This is a genomic window from Alteromonas profundi (assembly GCF_010500865.1).
In the GTDB taxonomy this organism is placed as follows: Bacteria; Pseudomonadota; Gammaproteobacteria; order Enterobacterales; family Alteromonadaceae; genus Alteromonas; species Alteromonas profundi.
In genome coordinates, this window is sequence record NZ_JAAAWN010000001.1 from 266,056 (window position 1) to 288,553 (window position 22,498).

Sequence of the window (22,498 nt, forward strand, 5' to 3'; positions counted from 1 at the left end):
TACTAAAATACGAAACGTATTGAGAGGGGCGATTGCGCCCCTTTTACCTAACGAATTTTATATTTAATGCTGAGGAATTGAAAAATGGCAGTGACTGCAGCACTAGTTAAAGAACTGCGCGAACGTACGGGCGCAGGTATGCTGGATTGTAAAAAAGCCCTGGTTGAGACGGATGGTGACATTGAACTAGCCATTGAAAACATGCGTAAATCAGGTCAGGCAAAAGCCGCTAAGAAAGCTGGCCGTATCGCCGCTGAAGGTGTAATCCTTACTAAAGTTGAAGATGGTCGTGCGACTATGCTTGAGCTTAACTGTGAAACTGACTTCGTTGCACGCGACGAAAGTTTCCTTAAATTTGGTAACGATTTGCTAGAACTGGCTTCTGCAAACAATATCAACGACATCGATGCACTTAATGCTGCTGAACTAAACGGCGTTAAAGTAAGCGAAGCACGTGATACTTTGGTTGCTAAAATTGGTGAAAACATCTCTCCACGTCGCGTTATCAACGTGGAAGGCGAAACACTAGGTGCATACGTACACGGTGCGCGTATTGGTGTTATCTCTATCCTTACTGGTGGCGATCAAGAACTAGCTAAAGACGTAGCAATGCACGTTGCTGCTGCTAGCCCGCAGTATGTTAAGCCAGAAAATGTTCCTGCTGAAGTAGTAGAAAAAGAGAAAGAAATCCAAATCGATATCGCTATGCAGTCTGGTAAGCCAGCTGACATCGCTGAGAAAATGGTTGCAGGCCGCATGAAGAAGTTTACTGGTGAAGTAAGCCTAACTGGTCAGCCTTTCGTTAAAGATCCTTCAATGAGCGTTGCTGAGTTGCTTAAAAACAACAATGCTGACGTAATCAACTTCGTACGTTTCGAAGTAGGTGAAGGTATCGAGAAGAAAACTGAAGACTTCGCAGCAGAAGTTGCAGCGCAAATGGAAGCGGCCAAGAAATAATTGGGCGTTTGTCTTTTGCATTCTGCGAATGTCAGATAAACTAAGGCACCTCTTCGGAGGTGCTTTTTTATAGCTGTGCCCCGCAGATACAGGTCGCAGAAGCATTTTGTCCTATTCTTTTTCGCTGTTCATTTGACAATCTAGATGCTAGAAAAGGAATACGACAAGATGGGTTTACGAGGACATATCGAATAATGAGTATCACACCGAAATCAGCGTACCGACGCATTCTGTTAAAGCTTAGTGGTGAAGCCCTAATGGGTGATGAAGGCTTTGGCATCGACCCTAAAGTGCTCGACCGTATGGCGCAAGAAATCAAGGAATTGGTGGAACTGGGCGTACAAGTGGGCTTAGTGATTGGCGGAGGCAACCTATTTCGTGGAGAAGGGTTAGCTAAAGCCGGTATGAACCGCGTGGTAGGTGACCACATGGGTATGCTTGCTACCGTGATGAATGGTTTGGCAATGCGTGATGCCCTTCACCGTGCGTTTGTAAATGCACGCATGATGTCAGCGATTCCTCTTAACGGGGTTTGTGATGCATATAACTGGGCTGAAGCAATTAGCTTGTTAAAGTCTGGTCGTGTTGTTATCTTTTCCGCCGGCACCGGCAACCCATTTTTCACCACTGACTCGGCAGCCTGCCTACGCGGGATTGAAATAGAAGCCGATGCAGTTTTAAAAGCCACTAAGGTAGATGGCGTTTATAGTGATGACCCGGTTAAAAACCCTGAGGCTACTTTATATAAACAGCTTAGCTATCAAGAGGTTCTTGAAAAAGAACTAAAAGTGATGGATTTATCAGCCTTTACGTTAGCGCGTGATCATGGCCTTCCCATTCGTGTCTTTAATATGAATAAGCCTGGTTGCTTAAAGCGCGTTGTTATGGGTGAGCAAGAAGGCACGCTCATCAGCCATATTGGCAATGATTAATTAGAAAATAGGAAATATTACTGTGATTGATGAAATAGAATTAGATGCGCAAGAGCGTATGGAAAAAAGCATCAGTGCACTGAAAAGTCAGTTTAGCAAGATTCGCACAGGGCGCGCACACCCAAGTTTACTTGACGGTATTATGGTGCCTTATTATGGTACCGACACGCCCTTAAAGCAGGTAGCGAATGTAATTGCTGAAGACAGCCGTACACTGGCGCTTACTGTGTTTGATAAGAGCGCTATTCAGGCGGTAGAAAAAGCAATTATGCAGTCGGACTTGGGCTTAAACCCAATGAGCGCTGGTGGTTCTATTCGAATTCCACTACCGCCATTAACAGAAGAGCGCCGTAAAGACTTAATTCGTGTTGTGCGTAACGAAGCGGAAGGCGGTCGTGTGGCCATTCGCAATATCCGACGCGATGCCAATAGCGACGTTAAAGATTTGCTTAAAGAAAAAGAAATAAGCGAAGATGAAAGCCGCGCAGCTGAAGAAAATATTCAGTCTATTACCAATGACTTCATTAAGAAAGTTGACAGCATGCTTGCTGATAAAGAAAAAGAACTAATGGAAGTGTAATTAGTATTATGATTGGGAAGCCGTCAAACGCGGCCAACACGACTCAAACGGTAGAGCCAGCACCTGTTGCTGGCCCTAACCATGTTGCCATCATTATGGATGGCAATGGTCGTTGGGCGCAAAAGAAAGGGAAGATTCGTACTTTCGGACACAAAGCTGGTGTTGAGTCGGTGAGAGCAGCGGTAAGATTTGCCCGCAAAGCGAACATACAATCACTTACACTGTTTGCATTTTCTAGTGAAAACTGGAAACGTCCTGAAGAAGAGGTCAGTGTCCTAATGGAGCTGTTTAACTTAGTTTTAAACAGTGAAGCTAAACGGCTGCATAAAAATGGCGTGCGCTTGAAAGTTATCGGCGACGTTAGTGCTTTTGATAGCAAGCTGGTTGAAAAGATCCGAAAAGCTGAAGCGATGACGGAAAATAACCAAGATCTTGTGTTAAACATCGCCGCTAATTATGGTGGCAGATGGGACATTGTAAACGCGGCGAAAGTTGTCGCTCAGCACGTTGCAACGGGCGAAATGCGCGTTGACGATATTAACGAAGATACTTTTTCCACGCATATTTCTACTGCCAAACTTCCTGAATTAGACTTGCTTATCCGCACTGGCGGTGAGCACCGCATTAGTAACTTTTTGCTATGGCAGTGTGCCTATGCGGAATTATTCTTCACTGATGTATTATGGCCTGACTTCAATGAAGAAGTGTTTCAATTGGCCGTAGACGATTTCAATGTTCGCCAGCGCCGATTTGGGCTAACCGGTGAGCAACTCCTTACCCCCGGCAGTTAGTAAAATGCACACGGGCAAAAGGGCCAACCTGCACACAGGAGCCGAGCGCCAAATATGCTAAAACAACGAATAATAACCGCATTAATTCTTGCGCCTTCCGCGCTTTTCGCCATTTTATATTTACCTATTTTTTGGTTTGAAATTGCTATATCTGGCGTAGTAGCTATAGGTGCCTACGAGTGGGCTAACATGTCTGGTATTTGCCAGCGCCCTCAAAAACTGGTGTTTATGGCAATTGCCTTTGCCATTTGTATTGCTTTGTCTTTGTACGTCAATGCCAATGTTATTTGGTATCAGGGGCAACTTCATGGGCTTTACCGCTTTATTTTAGGGGTAGCCACCATATGGTGGATAGTGTCCTTGTTTATGGTACTGGCCTATCCTAAATACACGGCCTTTTGGCGCAATAGCCGCGCTATACGCATGCTTTTTGGTTTACTTACGCTTATTCCTACTTGGGTAGCCGTTATTGCGCTTAGAACAAGCCTTTACGATGTAGACCCTCTCTATGGTGCCTCTCTTATTTTCTACGTGTTGGGTATTGTATGGGCCGCAGATATCGGTGCTTTTTTTGTTGGGGTTAAGTTTGGTCGTCATAAGCTGCGCCCGAATGTGTCTCCAGGTAAAAGTTTAGAAGGCCTATTAGGGGGCATAGCGGCCTCTTTCGCGATTATCGCTTTTGCCGCACTTCACTATCAGGTAGAGCCATCGCGCATTGTACTGCATTTGGTTATTGGGGGCGTTACCGTGGCAGTGTCTGCGTTAGGCGATTTAAACGAGAGTATGCTTAAGCGTTGTGCCGGTATTAAAGACAGCGGGCGAATTCTTCCAGGCCACGGTGGCGTACTCGATCGTATCGATAGTTTAACGGCCGCATTTCCTGTTTTTGCGTTTTGTTATGTAACGTGGATGGCATGATGCAAACCATTACTGTTTTGGGCGCAACGGGCTCAATTGGGTGTAGTACGTTAGATGTTGTACAGCGCCACCCAGAGCGTTTTCGCGTATTTGCGATAACAGGCAATGCACAAGTTGATTTACTGATGCGCCAAGCATGTCAGTGTGCCCCGCGGTATGTGGTAGTGGCTGATGAGCAGTATTATGCTAAAGCCGTTGAACTGGCAGCGAAATACCAGGTAACGGCGGAAATACTTTGTGGCGCTAAAGCCTTAGAAGATGTGGCGTGTGCTGGCGAAGTGGATGCTGTTATGGCAGCTATCGTTGGTGCAGCTGGCCTGTTACCTACCTTAAGTGCGGTGAAAGCTGGCAAGAAGGTATTGTTGGCAAACAAAGAAGCACTGGTTATGTCAGGGGCGTTATTTATCGAGGCTGCAAATCAAAGTGGCGCTGACATATTACCCATAGATAGCGAGCACAACGCTATTTTCCAGTGCCTCCCCGATAATTTTCAATACGGCAACCTATCTCAGTCGGGTATAAGTCGTATCCTTCTTACCGGTTCAGGGGGCCCATTTCGAGAACGCCCCCTTGAAAGCTTTTCATCAATCACGGTGGACGAAGCGAGCACGCATCCCAACTGGTCGATGGGGCGAAAGATTACTATCGATTCAGCAACCATGATGAACAAGGGGCTGGAGTTTATTGAAGCATGTTGGTTGTTTGGTGCTAAAGCAAAAGATATAGAAGTAGTTATCCATCCGCAGAGCATCATTCATTCGATGGTGCAATACGTAGACGGCTCGGTGATTGCGCAGATGGGCAACCCAGATATGCGCACACCCATTGCCTATGGTCTTGCCCACCCAGCGCGTATTGAAGCGGGGGTTGCCCCGCTGGATTTCGCTGATATGGCAAACTTCAGCTTTCAGCCTCCCTGTTATGAACGCTATCCTAATTTAAAATTGGCCATTGAAGCTTGTGAAGAAGGGCAAGCTGCAACTACGCGGCTAAACGCGGCGAATGAAGTGGCGGTGGCACACTTTTTAGATGGCCACATTGGCTTTTGTGATATTGCTAAAGTGAATGAAGAGACGCTAAATAAAATGGAACAAGTGTCAGTTTCATCTCTCCAACAAATAGTAGAACAGGATGCCATCGCACGCGATGTCGCGACAGCCATTATTAAAGGTAAGTTTGCATGTTAGGTTTTTTGTGGAGTCTTGGCGCTTTCATTGTTGCGTTAGGTATATTAGTGGCTGTTCACGAGTGGGGGCATTTCTATGTTGCCCGCTTATGTGGCGTTCAGGTAGAACGTTTTTCTATTGGCTTTGGTAAGCCGCTGTGGCGCCGAGTGGGTAAATCTGGCACCGAATATGTTATCGCTATGATCCCTCTGGGCGGCTATGTAAGAATGCTAGATGGTAGGATTGATGACGTACCACCAGAGCTAGAACATAAAGCCTTTAATCATAAATCAGTATTTCAGCGCATGGCCATAATCGCGGCAGGCCCAGGGGTGAATTTTATTTTCGCCTTTTTTGCGTTATGGCTCATGTTTTTGGTGGGGTTACAAACCGTAAAACCGGTTATTCAAAACGTTAAACCCGACAGTATTGCTGCTATAGCAGGCGTTAGTGAAGGGGATGAGTTTTTAAAAGTCGGCGATAGAGCCACTCCCGATTGGGAAGCAGTAAACCTAGAAATGGTGTCGCGTATAGGCCAAGAAGAAGCGCTCGTTACGCTACTTACACCAAACAATGGTGAAAAAGTCGTTACATTTACACTTGATAATTGGAACTTTGATCCTGATAGCGAGTCTCCATTAAGCAGCTTAGGGATAACCCCTTATCGCCCTACACCAACTCTCAATGTAGGTTTTATTGGTGAAGGAAGCGCCGCTCAGCAAGCGGGGCTGCAAGTTGGTGACAAGTTAGTCGCCGTAAATGGCGAAGCATTATCTTCGTGGCAGGCTTTAGTCGATTTTATTGTAGATAACCCTGCGAAAGAAATTGAACTAACAATTGAGCGAAGTGGTCAGCAACAACAGCTAAGGGCAACGATTGCCCAGCAAGATACGCCACAGGGGCAACGTGGGTATCTTGGCGTAAGTCCGACATTTGAGCCTTGGCCAGAGGGGTATGTGTTTACGCACCAATATGGCATAGTAGAGGCAATTGGGAAGTCACTTGATAAAACGTGGCGTCTTATGACATTAAGTGTCGAAATGATAGGCAAGCTGATTACCGGCGATATATCGTTTAAAAATTTAAGCGGGCCTATTTCAATCGCTCAAGGAGCAGGTACCAGTGCCGGTTACGGGCTGGCTTACTTTTTGAGTTTTCTTGCCTTAATTAGTGTGAATTTAGGCATAATTAATTTAGTACCCTTGCCCATGCTTGATGGGGGGCATTTGATGTTTTACACCATTGAATGGCTTACCGGAAAACCTGTACCTGAAGCGGCACAGGAGTGGGGTTACAGAATAGGTGGCGTGCTTCTGTTTATGATAATGGGTATCGCTATTATGAACGATATTGCTCGCATAGCCTGATGAAATTCAGGTTTTTCAAAACAGCTAACATAAAACGCGGCCAGGAAAAGAAAAATAGATGAAGTTAAAACAGTTAGTAGCAGCCGGAGCCATTTTTTCCAGTGCTAGCTTTGCCAATGCTGCGGCGCAAAACAGTGAATTCGTTGTCGAAGATATTCGTGTAGAAGGACTCCAGCGAGTTGCACTTGGTGCAGCATTAACCTATTTGCCAGTGCAGGTAGGCGATGAGCTTAATACTTTTCGGGTAACCCAACTTATCCGTTCTTTGTATTCCTCCACCCACTTCGAATATGTCGAAATAGCACGAGACGGGGGGACACTGATCGTACGTGTATCTGAGCGTCCTACTATAAGTAATATCATTTACGACGGTAATGATGATATTAAAGACGAGCAGTTGCAGGAAAGTTTGGACGGCAACGGTATTCGCGTTGGTGAACCTCTCGATAAAACCGTTTTAACCTCTATTGAAAACGGTCTAAAGGATTTCTTTTACAGCATAGGTAAATATAACGCGGATGTAACCGCGATTATTACGCCCTTGCCACGTAATCGTGTAGATTTGAAATTGCTTTTCGAAGAAGGCGATGCGGCGAAAATAGAACAAATTAATATCGTTGGTAACGAGGTGTTTTCTGATACCGAATTAATGGAACGATTTGAACTGCAATTTGATGCACCGTGGTGGGATTTTCTTTCAGAAACCCGCTATCAGCAACAAACATTGCAAGGTGATATGGAAACCCTACGTAACCACTACTTAGACCGCGGTTATTTGCGCTTTAACGTAGATTCGACCCAGGTGTCCATGACGCCCGAAAAGTCAGGGATTTACGTGGCGATGAATGTTACCGAGGGTGAACAGTACACTATTTCTGAGGTTGAGCTCGTAGGTGATGTTCTCGGCCACGAAGAATATATCGAACGTGTGCTCCCGTTAACGCCGGGTGAACTTTACAATCAGGCTGAAGTAACCTACACAGAAGAATTTATTAGTAAATACCTCGGGCGCTTTGGCTATGCTTATCCTACTGTAACCACAGTACCAGATATCAACGACGAAGATAAAACAGTAAAGCTGACCTTGTCGGTTGACCCAGGCAAGCGAATTTACGTGAACCGCATTAAGTTTAACGGAAACGTAGTTACCGCTGATAGTGTATTGCGTCAAAACGTGAGCCAAATGGAAGGAACCTGGTTGTCTAACAACCTGTTGGAGTCGTCAAAAAATCAACTTTCTCGTTTAACCTACATGGAAAACGTAGAATTCGATACTGTACGCCTTCCCGGACAAGACGACCTTGTTGATGTTAATTTTAACGTCAAAGAACAACCTTCTGGTTCATTTAATGCCGGTATAGGTTATGGCGATCGTACTCAATTGAGCTTACAAGCTGGCATCCAGCAAGATAACTTCCTTGGTACCGGTAAGCGTTTAGGCTTAAACCTAAGCACGGTTTCGTATCAACGTTCGGCACAAGTAACATATAACGACCCTTATTTTACTATCGACGGTATCAGTTTAGGGGGCTCACTAGGCTATAGTGAATTCGATGGCTCAGACTTTAACGTTATTCAATATAACTCTAAACAATGGTCTGTAGGCGCGAACATCGGCTACCCAATCAATGAGTTCAACCGTATCAACTTCGGCCTAACATACAGTAATGTCGAGCTATATAATCGGGGCTACTATGAACAAACCGAGCAATTCTATAACCAATTCTTAGATGGCGATGATCCTGATGCGCCAGTGAAGTACGATAGTTTTCTTGCTAGCGTTAGTTGGAGTAGAAGTACGCTAAACCGTGGCCTATTTCCAACAGCAGGTTCATCACAGCGGGCATCGTTTAGTATTACTACACCAAACTCTGATGTGAACTACTTTAAGACGTTGTTTGATGGCAAGTGGTATTTCCCATTATCACGTAATCAGCGTTGGTCATTCCTAGCAAGAGTTCGTTTCGGTTATGGAAATGGTTATGGCGATAACAATGGTAACGAGCAAATATTGCCGTTTACTGAGAACTTTACTGCCGGTGGGGCTGACTCACTTCGTGGCTTTGAAAACAACACAGTAGGGCCGCGCGGTATAATTAGGTCGACCAGTGGAACTACCACGGGGCCAAATGGAGAAGTTTATCCAAATGATCCAGCGGATGATTTTATTACCCTCTCTAGCCGAAGCTTAGGTGGTAACGCTATGGCACTAGGTGGTATAGAATTGATTGTCCCTACGCCGTTTGTTGAACCTGAAATGGATAACTCAGTACGTACGAGTTTGTTTGTGGATGTGGGTAACGTGTGGGATACTGAGTTCGATTACGACGAGTACAAAGCTTTCGATCAAGCTTCTACACAATACGGAACCTTGATGGACTATTCCGATTGGAGCCTGTATCGTAGTTCTGCCGGTGTTTCGGTACAATGGATTTCACCGATGGGACCGATGGTGTTCAGTTTCTCGAAAGCAATACAACAACGCGACGGTGACGATGCTAAATTCTTCACCTTCAATATCGGTCAGACATTCTAAATACTAAACGGGGGATCGTATGCGGTTCGCCCAGATAAGAAGATGCATAAAAGGAGCTCCTTTTGAAACAGTTGGTTAAACATTTTGTTGCAGGCGCAATGCTAAGTAGCGCGCTAGTAAGTACCTCAGTAATGGCAGAGCAGAAATTGGCTGTTGTAGATGTACAAGGTATTTTCCAGGCAATGCCGCAGGCTGCTGAAATACAAAACGCCATCCAAATGGAATTTAAAGATCAAATCGAAGAAGTTAATCAACTTCAAAGAGACGGTCAGTTCTATGCGGAACGTTTGCAACGTGATGCTGCAACAATGAGCGAGCAGGAAAAGAAGGATCTTGAACAGAAAATTCTTACGGTTCGTGAGCAGTTATCTCAAAAAGCGCAGCCGCTACAACAGAATATTCAGCGTCGTAGTAACGAAGAGCGTAACAAGTTGTTAGGTCTTATAAAACAAGCCATCGACTCAGTTGCAGCGAAGCAAGGTTACGATCTAATCCTAAACGCTAACGCTGTTGCGTTTGCAAACGATCAGATTGACCTATCAGAAGATGTGTTAGCGCAAGTTAGTAAAGCTAACTAATCGGTTACCACCGCTGGTAGGTAATGACTGGTTTTTTATCAGACCAACGTCCGAAAGGGGTTGGTCTGATTTGTTTTTTGCGCTTAACAGCGTATGGTTGCCGCCGTTTTGGTTTTTATAGGCGAGAGTGACCACATAATAAACAACGGTCATACTTGCGTTACAGGAGAAAATTTTGGCTACTTCACTCAATACCATTGATATTCAGGAAATTCTGTCGCTATTGCCCCACAGATATCCTTTTTTGTTGGTTGATCGTGTCACAGATTATGTTGTGGGTGAGTCTATCAAAGCGTATAAGAACATCACTATGAATGAGCCGTGTTTCACGGGGCATTTTCCTGGTCAGCCAATTTTCCCTGGGGTACTTATCCTTGAAGCGTTAGCACAAGCAGCTGGCGTTCTCGGTTTTAAAACCATGGGTAATAGCGATCAGCTATACTTATATGCAGGAATAGATAACGCGCGATTTAAGCGTCCTGTTACTCCAGGCGATAAGCTGGAATTTGACGTGTGTTTGCTGAAAGAGCGCAGAGGGATTTGGAAATTTAAAGGTACTGCAAGTGTTGATGGAGAAGTCGCCTGCAGTGCAGAATTTATGTGTGCAATGAGAGAGAGATAGGATAACGTGATCCATCCAACTGCGGTAATTTCTGAAAAAGCGACCATTGGCGAAAATGTTACCATAGGGCCATTTTGTGTGGTCGATGATGATGTGTCTATTGGCGATGGCTGTATTTTGAAATCACACGTGGTCGTACGCGGCCCCACGCGTATTGGCAAAAATAATAAGTTTTACCAGTTTTCTTCTATCGGTGAAGATTGCCAAGATAAGAAATATGCTGGTGAGCGCACTGAGCTAGTTATTGGAGACGATAACGAGTTTAGAGAAGGTGTGACTGTTCACCGTGGTACTGTCCAAGATAATAGCATTACTATTATCGGTTCTCGTTGCTTACTGATGGCTAATGCCCATGTTGCCCACGACTGTGTATTAGGCAATGACATTATTGTGGCTAATAACGTTGCGGTGGCAGGCCATGTTCATATCGATGACTTTGTTATCGTAGGCGGCGCAGTGGGTATTCATCAATTTTGCAAAATTGGCGCCCATGCGTTTCTTGGCGCAGGCGGTATTATTTTGCGTGATGTGCCTCCCTTTGTAATGGTCAGCGGAACAAAAAATGTGCCCCAAGGGATAAATTCGGAAGGGCTTAAACGTCGTGGCTTCGATAAGTCTGAGGTGATGGCCATTAAGCGTGCTTATAAAACCATTTACCGTGAAGGTAATACGGTAGAAGAAGCTATCGAGAAACTGGCTGAACAAGCTGACAGCAACCCCGGCGTGAAACTAATGACGTCATTCTTAAGCTCAGCAGAACGCGGCATCATCCGTTAGTATGTCCAAACTGTTGCGTATTGCTATGGTCGCCGGAGAGCCCTCCGGTGACGTACTTGCCGCTGGTGTGGTGGCAGAACTCAAACGTCAATATCCAGATGCAATTATCGAAGGTATTGGCGGCCCTCATATGCAAGCGGCAGGGTTTCATAGTCTGTTTGATATGGAAACCCTATCTGTAATGGGGTTAGTAGAAGTACTGTCTCACTTGCCTGCTATTTTAAAAGTCAAAAAAGCCTTATTAATGCATTTTGAACGTTATCCGCCAGATATTTATGTGGGTATCGATGCGCCCGACTTTAACTTGCGGATTGAAAAAGCGTTAAAACAAAAGGGTATTAAAACCGTTCATTATGTCAGCCCTACTATATGGGCATGGCGGGAAAAAAGGGTACATAAAATAGCCCAGGCCGCGGGGCGTGTGCTTGGTTTGTTTCCCTTCGAACAACAGGTTTACGATAAATACGCTGTTCCTTATACCTTCGTAGGCCACACGATGGCAGATAGTATACCTCTTGAACCCGACCAGTTAGCCGCGCGCACTCAGTTAGGTTTACCCGAAAATGCGCCTGTATTGGCCGTATTACCCGGCTCGCGCAGAGGTGAGGTAGACACCTTACTGCCAATTTTCGTTCAAACTATCAAGCGTATCTCTACACTACGCCCTGATATTCATTTTGTGATCCCCGCAGCAAACCAGCATAGATATAGTCAAATTAGCGATGTATTGGCCCACTGTGAGCCTGATATCTCTCACTTACCCATTCACATTAGCGAAGGAACAGCGCGGGAAGCGATGATAGCGAGTGATGTAATATTGCTTGCGTCGGGAACGGCTACATTAGAAGCTATGCTGTGCAAACGGCCCATGGTAGCCGCGTATAAGCTTTCTCCGCTTACCTATAAAATTATGCAGCGTTTGTATAAGGCTGCGTATTTTACCCTACCTAACCTGCTGGCCAATGAAGCGCTGATTCCAGAGCTACTGCAAGACGATGTTAACCCTGAAACATTAAGCGAACAGATTATGCATTTTTTCAATTGCGATAATTCTTTGCTTATTTCTCGTTTCACCGACCTCCACCATACGCTAAAATGTGATGCTGATAAAACAGCAGCAAAAGCCGTATTGGAGGAGTTGTTTGCATAAATTAATTGCCGGTGTAGATGAAGTTGGGCGCGGTCCTTTAGTAGGAGATGTGGTAACCGCAGCAGTAATCTTAGACCCAAGTAATCCTATTCTAGGTCTCACTGACTCGAAAAAATTAAGTGAAAAAAAGCGTGTTGCCCTTGCTGAAGAAATTCGCTCTAAGGCGCTTTATTGGAGTATTGGGCGTGCAAGCCCTGAAGAAATAGATAGCCTGAATATATTGCATGCCACTATGCTAGCTATGACCCGCGCAGTAGAGGCGCTGGGGGTAACGCCTGATCTGGTGCGGGTAGACGGTAATCGCCTGCCGGCGTGGAATTATGTTTCAGAAGCTATCGTTAAAGGTGATAGCTTACATGCTGAAATTTCCGCGGCATCTATTATTGCAAAAGTAGAGCGTGATAATGATATGCTTACCTTGCACCAAGCCTATCCGCAATATAATTTTGCCGGCCATAAGGGGTACCCTACCAAAGCACATTTTGCTGCTTTAGCCGAGTTTGGCGTATTAGATTGTTATCGCAAAAGCTTTAAACCCGTTAGGGCACTATTAGAAGAGATATAAGAATCATGTCCTCGCCTTTTATTCATTTACGTGTACACAGTGACTATTCAATGATGGATGGGCTTAACAAGGTTAAGCCCATCCTTTCTAAGGTGGCTGAATTAGGCATGCCTGCAGTCGCCATTACCGATCAAATGAACATGTGTGGTTTAGTTAAGTTTTATTCCACCGCCCACAGTCTAGGCATCAAGCCAATTATCGGCACAGATTTTTGGGTCACTAATGATACCTTTGGCGACGAACCTTTCCGATTAACCTTGTTGGCTATGAACAACGAAGGTTATAAGAATATAACCATACTTATTTCAAAAGCGTATTTGCGCGGCCATGTGGCCCATAGAGCTGTTATTGACCAGGCGTGGTTAGCCGAACATGCAGAAGGTGTTCTGGTTCTATCTGGTGGGCTCCACGGCGATATAGGCGTAGCGCTAACGAAAAATAACAGTAAAATTTTGGATGCAGGGTTAGCCTTTTATCAAACCCATTTTGCTGACCGCTTTTACTTAGAGTTAACCCGCACCGGCCGCCCTGGTGAAGAAGACTACTTACACCGCGCTGTGGAATTATCTGAGCAACAAGCGCTTCCTGTGGTAGCAACCAACGAAGTGTGCTTTATTGATAAAGAAGGGTTTGAAGCACATGAAATTCGCGTGTGTATTCATGATGGCTATACCTTAGATGACAGTCGACGGCCCAAACGTTATAGCGAACAACAATATCTACGCAGTGCCGATGAAATGGTATCGCTGTTTAGCGATATTCCTGAAGCCATAGAAAACACGGTAGAAATTGCTAAGCGATGCAATGTAACTGTCCGCCTAGATGAATATTTCCTGCCGCAATTTCCAACGGGAGGAATGACGACGGCAGACTTCCTCGTGAAAGTGTCAGAAGAAGGACTGGAAGAGCGTCTGGCGTTTATTTTTCCTGACGAAAAAGAGCGTGAACAGCAGCGCGGGGCTTATGATGAGCGCTTAAAGATTGAACTGGAAGTGATTAACCAAATGGGCTTTCCCGGTTACTTCCTCATCGTTATGGAATTTATTCAGTGGAGTAAAGACAACGGTATTCCTGTTGGTCCAGGAAGGGGGTCAGGTGCAGGCTCCTTAGTGGCTTATGCGCTTAAAATTACCGACCTAGACCCACTTGAGTTTGACTTACTATTCGAACGTTTCCTTAACCCTGAACGTGTTTCTATGCCAGATTTCGATGTTGATTTCTGTATGGATCGTCGAGATGAAGTGATAGATCACGTTGCCGAGCTTTATGGTCGCCAAGCCGTATCGCAAATTATCACTTTTGGTACCATGGCGGCAAAAGCTGTGGTGCGGGATGTTGGGCGAGTGTTAGGCCACCCTTATGGGTTCGTTGATCGTATTTCAAAACTTATCCCGCCCGACCCAGGTATGACCTTGGAAAAGGCCTTTAATGTTGAACCCCAACTGCCTGAAATATATGACCAAGACGAAGAGGTAAAAGACCTTATCGATATGGCCCGTATATTAGAGGGGGTTACCCGTAATGCCGGTAAACATGCTGGTGGGGTAGTAATAGCGCCAACCACCATCACTGACTTTTCGCCACTGTATTGCGATGACGAAGGTAAAAACCCAGTTACCCAGTTTGATAAGAACGATGTAGAAACCGCTGGGTTAGTCAAATTCGACTTTTTGGGGCTGCGCACACTGACAATCATTCAGTGGGCCATTGATATGATCAAGGAAGGTAAAAATATTGATGTCGATATTTCCGCCATTCCGTTGGAAGATCCGCGCAGTTTCAAAACGCTACAAAATGCTGAGACCACGGCGGTTTTCCAATTAGAATCCCGTGGTATGAAGGAGCTTATCAAGCGCCTGAAACCCGACTGCTTCGAAGATATTATCGCGCTAGTGGCCTTGTTCCGTCCCGGCCCATTGCAATCAGGCATGGTTGATAACTTTATTGACCGTAAACATGGCCGGGAAGAAATATCTTATCCTGACGCCGAGTATCAGCACGAATGTCTTAAAGAAATTCTTGAACCGACTTACGGTATTATTTTATACCAAGAGCAGGTTATGCAAATTGCTCAAGAAATGGCCGGCTACTCATTAGGTGGCGCTGACTTGTTGCGTCGAGCAATGGGTAAGAAGAAGCCAGAAGAAATGGCAAAACAGCGAAGTATTTTCGCTGAAGGGTCTAAGAACAATAACATCGACCCTGATCTTGCGATGAAAATTTTTGACTTGGTAGAGAAATTTGCCGGTTACGGGTTTAACAAATCTCACTCTGCCGCCTACGCCTTGGTGTCATATCAAACGCTTTGGTTAAAGGTGCATTATCCTGCTGAATTTATGGCAGCAGTTATGTCTGCCGATATGGATAATACCGACAAAATTGTCACCTTGGTGGATGAATGTGAACGAATGGGGCTTGAGATATTACCCCCAGACCTAAACGCAGGTAAGTATAAATTTACCGTTGATAGTGAAGGGCGTATCGTTTACGGCATTGGCGCAATAAAAGGTGTGGGTGAAGGCCCAATCGAAGCCATTATTGAAGCCCGAGAAACACAAGGGGCGTTTAAAGATCTTTTCGATTTCTGTGCAAAAATAGATGTAAAACGCGTAAATAAGCGGGTATTAGAAAAGCTGGTTTTGGCCGGCGCTATGGACAACCTAGGGCCGCACAGAGCTGCACTTATGGCTACGTTGCCGGAGGCTATTGCCGCCGCAGGCCAACACGCGAAAGCAGAATCCTTTGGTCAGTCAGATATGTTCGGTTTATTAACCACAGAACCCGAAGAGGTTATGCAGGCGTTTGCCGATGTACCTCAATGGCCAGAGAAGGTATGGTTAGAAGGTGAAAAAGACACATTGGGTCTTTACCTTACCGGTCACCCTATTAACCAATATGCCGATGAGATAAAGTATTACACGGAAGGGCGGTTGGTCGATCTTAAACCTACAGCCAAAGATCAGATGGCAAATGCGGTAGGATTAGTACTCGGCGTAAGAGTAATGACGAACAAACGAGGACGTCGCTGGGCCATCGTGACACTCGATGATAAAAGTGCCCGAATAGATGCGCGTTTTTTCCCCGATATGTACGAACAGTTCGAAAGTGTACTGGAATCGGACAAAATATTGCTGATAAAGGGACAGGTCAGCTTTGATGATTTCTCTGGGGGCAATACAATCACCGCCCGTGATGTTATGGACATTGTTCAAGCACGGGAGAAAAACGCGAGAGCATTGGCACTGAATATAGACACCCAATCGCTTGAACAAAATAAAATGAGCCAATTGCAAACTATTTTGCAGGGCTTTACCGGTGGTAGTTGCCCGGTTCAATTAGTCGTAACCCATCCTGATGTAGAAGCTACGTTATCCTGTAGCGCCAAATGGTTTGTTACGCCAGAAGATCAACTACTTCACGACCTTAAGCAATGTTTAGGGGAAAAAGCCGTGTCAATACTCTACCATTAACAGGAAGAGTTCGATAAATTAACTATCTCGCGTTGGCACTGATGAGCGTAGTACGAATAGGACACAAAATGAGTATACAGTTTTTGGACTTTGAGCAGCCAATAGCCGAATTAGAAGCAAAAATTGAAGAGCTAAGGTTGGTGAATCAAGGCGGTGAATTCGATGTCGGCATTGAAGAAGAAATCAATAAATTACGCGGCAAGAGTGTCGAGTTAACGAAAAAGATTTTTTCGGATTTAGGTGCTTGGCAAGTTTCTCAACTTGCACGACACCCCATGCGCCCGTACACGCTAGATTATATTCCTCGTATTTTTACTGAATTCGACGAACTAGCAGGTGATAGAGCATTTGCTGACGATAAAGCGATTGTTGGCGGCCCGGCTATGCTTGATGATCAGCCTGTTATGATAATAGGTCATCAAAAAGGCCGCGACACAAAAGAGAAAATTAAGCGTAATTTCGGGATGCCTAAACCAGAAGGTTACCGAAAGGCGTTACGTCTTATGAAAATGGCTGAGCGCTTTAAATTGCCGATTATCACTTTTATCGACACCCCTGGAGCTTATCCAGGCGTAGGTGCTGAAGAGCGTGGTCAAAGTGAGGCTATCGCCAAAAACCTGTTTGAAATGGCAGAACTAACAGTCCCTATTATCTGTACCGTAATCGGTGAAGGTGGTTCAGGCGGTGCACTTGCCATTGGTGTCGGCGATAGAGTCAATATGTTGCAGTACGCCACCTACTCGGTAATTTCTCCAGAAGGTTGCGCGTCTATTTTATGGAAGAGCGCCGAAAAAGCGCCATTAGCAGCAGAAGCCATGGGTGTAAGTGCGCCACAAATTAAAGAGCTTGGCCTTATCAACAGCATTGTTGAAGAGCCACTAGGTGGTGCTCACCGCGACCATAACGGCATGGCCGCAAACCTTAAGGCAACGTTAAAACAGCAGCTTAGCCAACTTAAATCCTTAGACAATGCCACCCTTATGGAAGAGCGTTATCAGCGCTTGATGTCTTTCGGATATTGTTAGGCCAAGTTAAGTGAAACACGCCAGTGAGTAATATTGTTGAACGTATTGGTAATACCGTAAACAGGTTACTTGCTGGTGCGTCTGCGTCTTCTATCCACCTTACCGTCGCTTACAGCGGCGGTGTAGATTCTTCTTTGTTATTGCATGCCTTAGCCGATTATCGTGACAACCACAGTATTGAGCTAAGTGCGGTTCATGTCCATCATGGCTTAAGTGCAAACGCCGACGCATGGGCACAGCATTGTGAGTTACAGTGCCGTTTGTTAGACGTTACCTTCACTCAGATTGCGGTTAATATTGACAACCCCACTCGTACCAGTCTAGAAGCACAAGCCCGTGATGAGCGCTATAAGGCGCTTCATCAGTATTGCAAAGACCATCAAAGTATTCTGTGCCTTGGCCAACATAGTGAAGATCAGCTTGAGACTATCCTATTGCAATTAAAGCGGGGCGCCGGGCCGCATGGGCTCTCTGGTATGGGCGAATGTCAGTGGCGCAATAACATACTCACATTGCGCCCTATGCTACATGAAAATAAGCAGGCTATCCTACAGGCGGCAAATGCTTTAGCGATAGAGTGGGTGGAAGATGAATCTAACGGCGATGACAGTTACGATCGGAATTTTCTGCGCAATCAGATTTTACCTCAACTTACAAAGCGCTGGCCGCAGCTTGCAAAAACGGCCGGGCGTAGCGCCGAGTTATGTGCTGAACAGTCGGCTCTGATAGAAGAAGAAGGCGCTAAAAAGCTGGCGTTGTGCACTGTTTCACCCACGCAATTAGACGGGGTATCGTTAGCCTCTCTCTCACTGCAATGGCAGCGTGTAGTTGTGCGTCAATGGTTTGCACAAAATAATGAACGTGTGCCGAGTCAAGCGCAGCTTGCACAAGTGTTATCTATGCTTGAGGCTAAACAGGACGCGACACCAGAGGTCACATTTTCGTGGGGAAAAGTTGCAAGGTATCAAAGTAATTTATATTGGGTTTTACCCCCGAAGCAGCCAAATAGCCAAGAGTTTAGACTAACTCCTTTTGAGAGCCTGCCCTTACCGTGGCTTAAGCTTGAAATTTGCTGGGCAGGAAAGACTACGCTATCAGATACAGCAAGGTTAACCGTGAAAACTGGGGTCAAAGGTGTAAAGATAAAGCCAGCTTCATCGCGGGTGACTAAACCCCTTAAGGATTGGTTTAAACAATGGAAGGTACCAGTATGGGAGCGGGCTTATGTGCCCGTTATTTTTCATGGTAGCGAGCCCATCGCGCTGGTAGTCAATCAAACGCTTATTAAGCTAGCGAATTTCCCTGCCTCATTATGTTTGGATATTAAACCATTGGTTATTAGCGATGGTAATCGCTAGCTTTATTACAGGTAATACTCTTAGGCAAAGATTTGCCGGGTGGCAAACACACTGGCATGTATGCTATGCAGCGTGGTATCCGCATTTGCCTGAGTTTTTAACTTTATATAAGGCTTTATCGGCACGGTCAAACAAACTACCGGCGTCATCATTTGCGCGATAAATGGTTCCGCCTAGGCTACAGGTAATATGTCGTTTGTTTAAGTAATCAGACTGTTTAAGGTTGTGTTGTATGCGCGCCGCCGCGCAAGCAAGCTGTTGCTGCGATTGACAATCTAACAGGCAGCATAGCTCATCCCCACCAAAGCGAAACGCTTCGTCTTCGTCTCGAAGTAAACCCTTAAGTTGGCTAGCTATTGTCACTAACACGTTATCACCCTCTCGGTGACCCCAAGTATCATTTACCGTTTTAAAGTTATCTAAATCGATTACCAGCAGCGCGAAGGGTTCATGATGTCTTTGTGCCCACCCTAATTGACGGGTAAGCGCTTCATCAAAAGCACTACGATTTCCAAGGCCTGTTAGCATATCTTTTGTTGCCATTTTATGCAGTTGTCTATAAGCAAGGGCATGGCCTAGCTGCTTAGTAAACATATCATGCAATTGAACGAGTATCGTTCGTTGCGACATGGTAAGGGTTTGGGTTAAATAGTAATAGGCGTTATGCGCTTGTTCATCCAAAGAAGCTACGTTATTCACCGGTAACTCTAATGGTACAGAGGTGAGCGAAGCTCTTCCATAAACCCAGCGAGCGTCGAAATCAGATAAACTTAATCCTTCGATAGGTAACAATACCTGTAAATGATTAAAGTAAATGCTCCCCAACTCTTCAAGCACCAGCGTTGCCATTAAATCGTTAATAAACGCTGTTAGTTCACTTACAGAAAGCCCGTGATCTGCACTAGCAGCGGGATAGAAGTTGTCATGTTGTGTGCTATCGTAGATAGTGGTTGAAAGATCCACGGAAATGCCCCTTATTAGCAAAACGCTTCGGTATGCAAAACTTGTATTTGCGTCAAAGCCCTGACAGTTCTGCCTTCACAGAGCGGCAATCATTGCCGTTTTTTGCATGCTTTGCTTATCGTTTTGCAATCGGGATGCCAAGTATTGCGCAGGAGATAAAATTTGGACTATGTTTTTTTAAATATTATTGCGCTTATGTTTATAGCGGTATGCAGTGTCGCTGGCTTTAAGCGTATCCATTTACCTCCCATCCTTGCCTACTTATTCGCGGGGATCCTTGCAGGGCCGCAGCTTCTAGCGCTATTTTCTCACCCACAAGAAATGCACTTGTTAGCGGAAATTGGCATCGTTTTCTTATTATTTTCACTGGGCCTTGAATTTTCATTACCTAAGCTTATGGCCATGCGCTCTCTAGTATTCGGCGTCGGCTTAGGGCAAATGTTACTAACCACGAGCGTATTTACTGCCATTCCTTTGGTTTTTGGTGTTTCGCTGAGCGCCTCAATTATTATTGGTGGCGCCATGGCACTGAGCTCTACAGCAATCGTTATAAAACAGGCCACTGAAATGGGGATCTTAAATAATCGTCGAACCCAGTTGGCGGTAAGTATTCTACTATTTCAAGATTTGGCCGTAGTGCCTTTTTTAATTGCCATACCGTTACTTGCACAAAGTGGCGAGGTGAGTATTGCAATAGCCTTAGGCGAAGCTTTGTTGAAAGGTATTTTTGTTATTGCCTTATTGATGTCTATTGGCAAATGGGTGTTGCCGTGGGTATTTAGAGAGGTGGCCCGTACACGTACAGATGAACTTTTTGTGTTAACTACCATTTTAATAGCCTTATTGGCGGGTGGACTGACTTATTACTTTGGGCTTTCGATGGCGTTAGGGGCGTTTTTAGCCGGCATGATGTTAGGAGAAAGCCAGTATAAGTATCAACTCGAGGCTGATATTAGGCCCTTCCGCGATATTCTTATGGGGTTATTCTTCGTAACAGTAGGAATGGAACTCGACCTAGCAGTGCTATGGCACCATTTATTTACTATCACATTTGGGGTGCTAATGCTCATGGTGGTTAAGGTGGCGTTAGTGCGTATAGCCGCCAATATGGTTAAAACAGAGCCCTTAGATGCATGGTCGGCCGGTATAAAGCTTTGCCAAATTGGAGAGTTCAGTTTTGTTATTGCCGCCCTTGGTACCTCTCATGAGGTGCTTACTACAGAGCAGTCTTCGCTTATAGTGAGCATGGGGGTTATTAGCATGGCGCTAACCCCTTGGCTAATTAACCATAGTGTTAGTATTGCTAAAAAGTTAGTGCGAGCACCGGCAATCGAAGCCTCGTCGTCTAATATGTCCTCATCACACCCCTTATCCAAGCACGTGGTAATTTGTGGTTTTGGGCGGGTAGGCCAGTCTGTTGCAAGAATGCTAAAAATGGAGGGTATCCATTTCATTGCCATAGATATTGACCCTGTACGTGCCCATGAAAGTCGAAATGCGGGTGAACCTGTATTATTTGGCGATGCGAGTCAAAAGGACATTTTAATTAATGCCAATGTGCAAGAAGCCACATTGGTGTTAGTGACTTTCGATGAAAGTGAAAAGGCTAAGCAAGTGATAAGTCGTACCCGTCAAATTTCAGACACCATTGATGTTATGGTGTGTACGAAACGAGATTATCAGCTTGAGAGCCTCTATAGTGCGGGCGCCAATCAGGTGGTGCCAGAGTTACAAGAAGGCAGCTTAATGCTGATTTCTCAGGTTCTACACTACGCAGGTGTCCCCATGTCTCGTATTTTAAAGCGGGTACGAGCTGAACGAAAAGGGCGTTACGATCATCTCCATGGCTTTTACCCCGGCGAAACCACAGAAATATCGTACGGCACGGAAGACAAATTAGAGTTTATCCACGCTATTGTACTGACAGAACATGCCTCTTGTGTGGGCAAGCGTATTAAAGATATTGATTTTGCTAAGATGCGGGTAAGTGTAAAAGGGTTGCGCAGAAACGGAACTGAACTTACCGATCCGGATCACGAGGCTGTATTACAGCCTCACGATGTGGTGGTTATTGCAGGTAAGCCTAGACGAGTAGAACGCGCTGAACGAAAACTCCTCGATGACTTTTGAATTAAGCGACTTTGTCTTTTTCTAAGTCATCAAACTGCTTTTTTAAATCATATTTTTCATCGGTGACGATTTTCTCAAGTACCGAAACACGCTCTTTCAGTGATGCAATCTCTGACTCGTATGTTTGCGCTTGCTTGCTGCTTAATTTGTCTTTGCTTTTATCTTTTACACTATCAATGATAGCGACAATGGCCCAACAGACGATCCCAACAATAAAGATGGCAGTTAAATTCATGGTTAATCCCTCATATTTGCATTTGAACGTGAGTTTAGCGAAAGTGAAGTACAAACGACTTAACTAAAGACTACGTTCTCACTGTATTTTTCGTTACTATTACCACGGTAATTAATAGCATATACCAAGACACATAAAGTACGTAGGCATTGTGCAAAAAACATACGTCAACATTGCTCATGCCCTTAAAGGTAGGCTTTACAGATAATTGAATGTGCTCGGGTACTGGGTTGCCAGTTTTCCAATTCATCATCGCCCACTTTGATGATAAATAAATAACGCAATTACACGCTGGTTTAAAACAAGTTAGCAAGATAGTGGCCAATTCTTAAAGTCTATATTTTTCAATGCCCTAAGTTATTTTTTCCGAATGGTATA

20 protein-coding genes are annotated in these 22,498 nt (G+C 45.0%); 17 read left to right on the forward strand and 3 right to left on the reverse strand.

All coding sequences use genetic code 11. The annotated features are described in order from the left end of the window. Positions 1-84 precede the first annotated feature (84 nt). The 16 genes from tsf to tilS all read left to right on the forward strand — a co-directional run bounded on the left by tsf (position 85) and on the right by tilS (position 18,792). Positions 85-957 carry a translation elongation factor Ts gene (tsf, locus tag GTH32_RS01165; protein ID WP_163083395.1) on the forward strand — a complete coding sequence of 291 codons (873 nt, stop codon included), beginning with the start codon at positions 85-87 and terminating at the stop codon, positions 955-957. Positions 958-1,151: 194 nt separating this feature from the next. After that, a complete protein-coding gene (gene pyrH / locus GTH32_RS01170) occupies positions 1,152-1,889 on the forward strand; it encodes a UMP kinase (RefSeq protein WP_163083396.1) in 738 nt (245 codons plus the stop codon). 22 nt (positions 1,890-1,911) lie between these two features. Beyond that, positions 1,912-2,469 carry a ribosome recycling factor gene (gene frr / locus GTH32_RS01175; protein WP_163083397.1) on the forward strand — a complete coding sequence of 186 codons (558 nt, stop codon included), beginning with the start codon at positions 1,912-1,914 and terminating at the stop codon, positions 2,467-2,469. A gap of 8 nt (positions 2,470-2,477) precedes the next feature. Further along, positions 2,478-3,260: a polyprenyl diphosphate synthase gene (gene uppS / locus GTH32_RS01180; protein ID WP_163083398.1), complete on the forward strand. Its 783-nt coding sequence runs from the start codon at positions 2,478-2,480 to the stop codon at positions 3,258-3,260. A gap of 54 nt (positions 3,261-3,314) precedes the next feature. Continuing rightward, a complete protein-coding gene (locus GTH32_RS01185) occupies positions 3,315-4,178 on the forward strand; it encodes a phosphatidate cytidylyltransferase (protein WP_163083399.1) in 864 nt (287 codons plus the stop codon). Further along, positions 4,178-5,365 (forward strand): 1-deoxy-D-xylulose-5-phosphate reductoisomerase, encoded by a 1,188-nt coding sequence (ispC, locus tag GTH32_RS01190; RefSeq protein ID WP_163083489.1) that lies wholly within the window; start codon positions 4,178-4,180, stop codon positions 5,363-5,365. The genes GTH32_RS01185 and ispC overlap by 1 nt, the downstream gene beginning before the upstream one ends. After that, a complete protein-coding gene (rseP, locus tag GTH32_RS01195) occupies positions 5,359-6,711 on the forward strand; it encodes a sigma E protease regulator RseP (protein ID WP_163083400.1) in 1,353 nt (450 codons plus the stop codon). Before ispC ends, rseP begins: the two co-directional genes overlap by 7 nt. A 58-nt stretch (positions 6,712-6,769) precedes the next feature. Further along, positions 6,770-9,247, forward strand: a complete 2,478-nt coding sequence (gene bamA / locus GTH32_RS01200) for an outer membrane protein assembly factor BamA (protein ID WP_163083401.1) — start codon at positions 6,770-6,772, stop codon at positions 9,245-9,247. Between the two features lie 62 nt (positions 9,248-9,309). After that, entirely contained in the window at positions 9,310-9,825 is a 516-nt protein-coding gene (locus GTH32_RS01205) for an OmpH family outer membrane protein (protein ID WP_163083402.1), read from the forward strand. Positions 9,826-10,000: 175 nt separating this feature from the next. Further along, positions 10,001-10,447 (forward strand): 3-hydroxyacyl-ACP dehydratase FabZ, encoded by a 447-nt coding sequence (gene fabZ, locus GTH32_RS01210; RefSeq protein ID WP_163083403.1) that lies wholly within the window; start codon positions 10,001-10,003, stop codon positions 10,445-10,447. Positions 10,448-10,453: 6 nt separating this feature from the next. Beyond that, entirely contained in the window at positions 10,454-11,224 is a 771-nt protein-coding gene (lpxA, locus tag GTH32_RS01215; protein ID WP_163083404.1) for an acyl-ACP--UDP-N-acetylglucosamine O-acyltransferase, read from the forward strand. Between the two features lies 1 nt (position 11,225). Further along, the gene (gene lpxB, locus GTH32_RS01220; protein WP_163083405.1) at positions 11,226-12,374 is read left to right on the forward strand and encodes a lipid-A-disaccharide synthase; all 1,149 of its coding nucleotides are present in this window, start codon (positions 11,226-11,228) and stop codon (positions 12,372-12,374) included. Next, entirely contained in the window at positions 12,367-12,939 is a 573-nt protein-coding gene (gene rnhB, locus GTH32_RS01225; protein WP_246223090.1) for a ribonuclease HII, read from the forward strand. The genes lpxB and rnhB overlap by 8 nt, the downstream gene beginning before the upstream one ends. A gap of 5 nt (positions 12,940-12,944) precedes the next feature. Then, the gene (gene dnaE / locus GTH32_RS01230; protein ID WP_163083406.1) at positions 12,945-16,409 is read left to right on the forward strand and encodes a DNA polymerase III subunit alpha; all 3,465 of its coding nucleotides are present in this window, start codon (positions 12,945-12,947) and stop codon (positions 16,407-16,409) included. A 68-nt stretch (positions 16,410-16,477) separates the two neighbouring features. Further along, positions 16,478-17,434, forward strand: a complete 957-nt coding sequence (accA, locus tag GTH32_RS01235; protein WP_163083407.1) for an acetyl-CoA carboxylase carboxyl transferase subunit alpha — start codon at positions 16,478-16,480, stop codon at positions 17,432-17,434. 23 nt (positions 17,435-17,457) lie between these two features. After that, positions 17,458-18,792, forward strand: coding sequence for a tRNA lysidine(34) synthetase TilS (tilS, locus tag GTH32_RS19685; RefSeq protein ID WP_163083408.1), 1,335 nt, complete (start codon positions 17,458-17,460; stop codon positions 18,790-18,792). 63 nt (positions 18,793-18,855) lie between these two features. Here tilS and GTH32_RS19690 read toward each other — a convergent pair whose 3' ends face one another. Beyond that, a complete protein-coding gene (locus GTH32_RS19690) occupies positions 18,856-19,755 on the reverse strand; it encodes a diguanylate cyclase (RefSeq protein WP_163083409.1) in 900 nt (299 codons plus the stop codon). Between the two features lie 195 nt (positions 19,756-19,950). Here GTH32_RS19690 and GTH32_RS01250 point away from each other — a divergent pair, with 195 nt between their 5' ends. Then, positions 19,951-21,885 (forward strand): monovalent cation:proton antiporter family protein, encoded by a 1,935-nt coding sequence (locus GTH32_RS01250; protein WP_425482349.1) that lies wholly within the window; start codon positions 19,951-19,953, stop codon positions 21,883-21,885. Between the two features lies 1 nt (position 21,886). On the opposite strand, the gene GTH32_RS01255 is transcribed toward GTH32_RS01250, so the two are convergent. Next, complete coding sequence (locus GTH32_RS01255) at positions 21,887-22,120, reverse strand: hypothetical protein (protein ID WP_163083411.1); 234 nt, start codon at positions 22,118-22,120, stop codon at positions 21,887-21,889. A 70-nt stretch (positions 22,121-22,190) separates the two neighbouring features. Continuing rightward, positions 22,191-22,373, reverse strand: a complete 183-nt coding sequence (locus GTH32_RS01260; RefSeq protein ID WP_163083412.1) for a hypothetical protein — start codon at positions 22,371-22,373, stop codon at positions 22,191-22,193. Between the last annotated feature and the right edge of the window lie 125 nt (positions 22,374-22,498).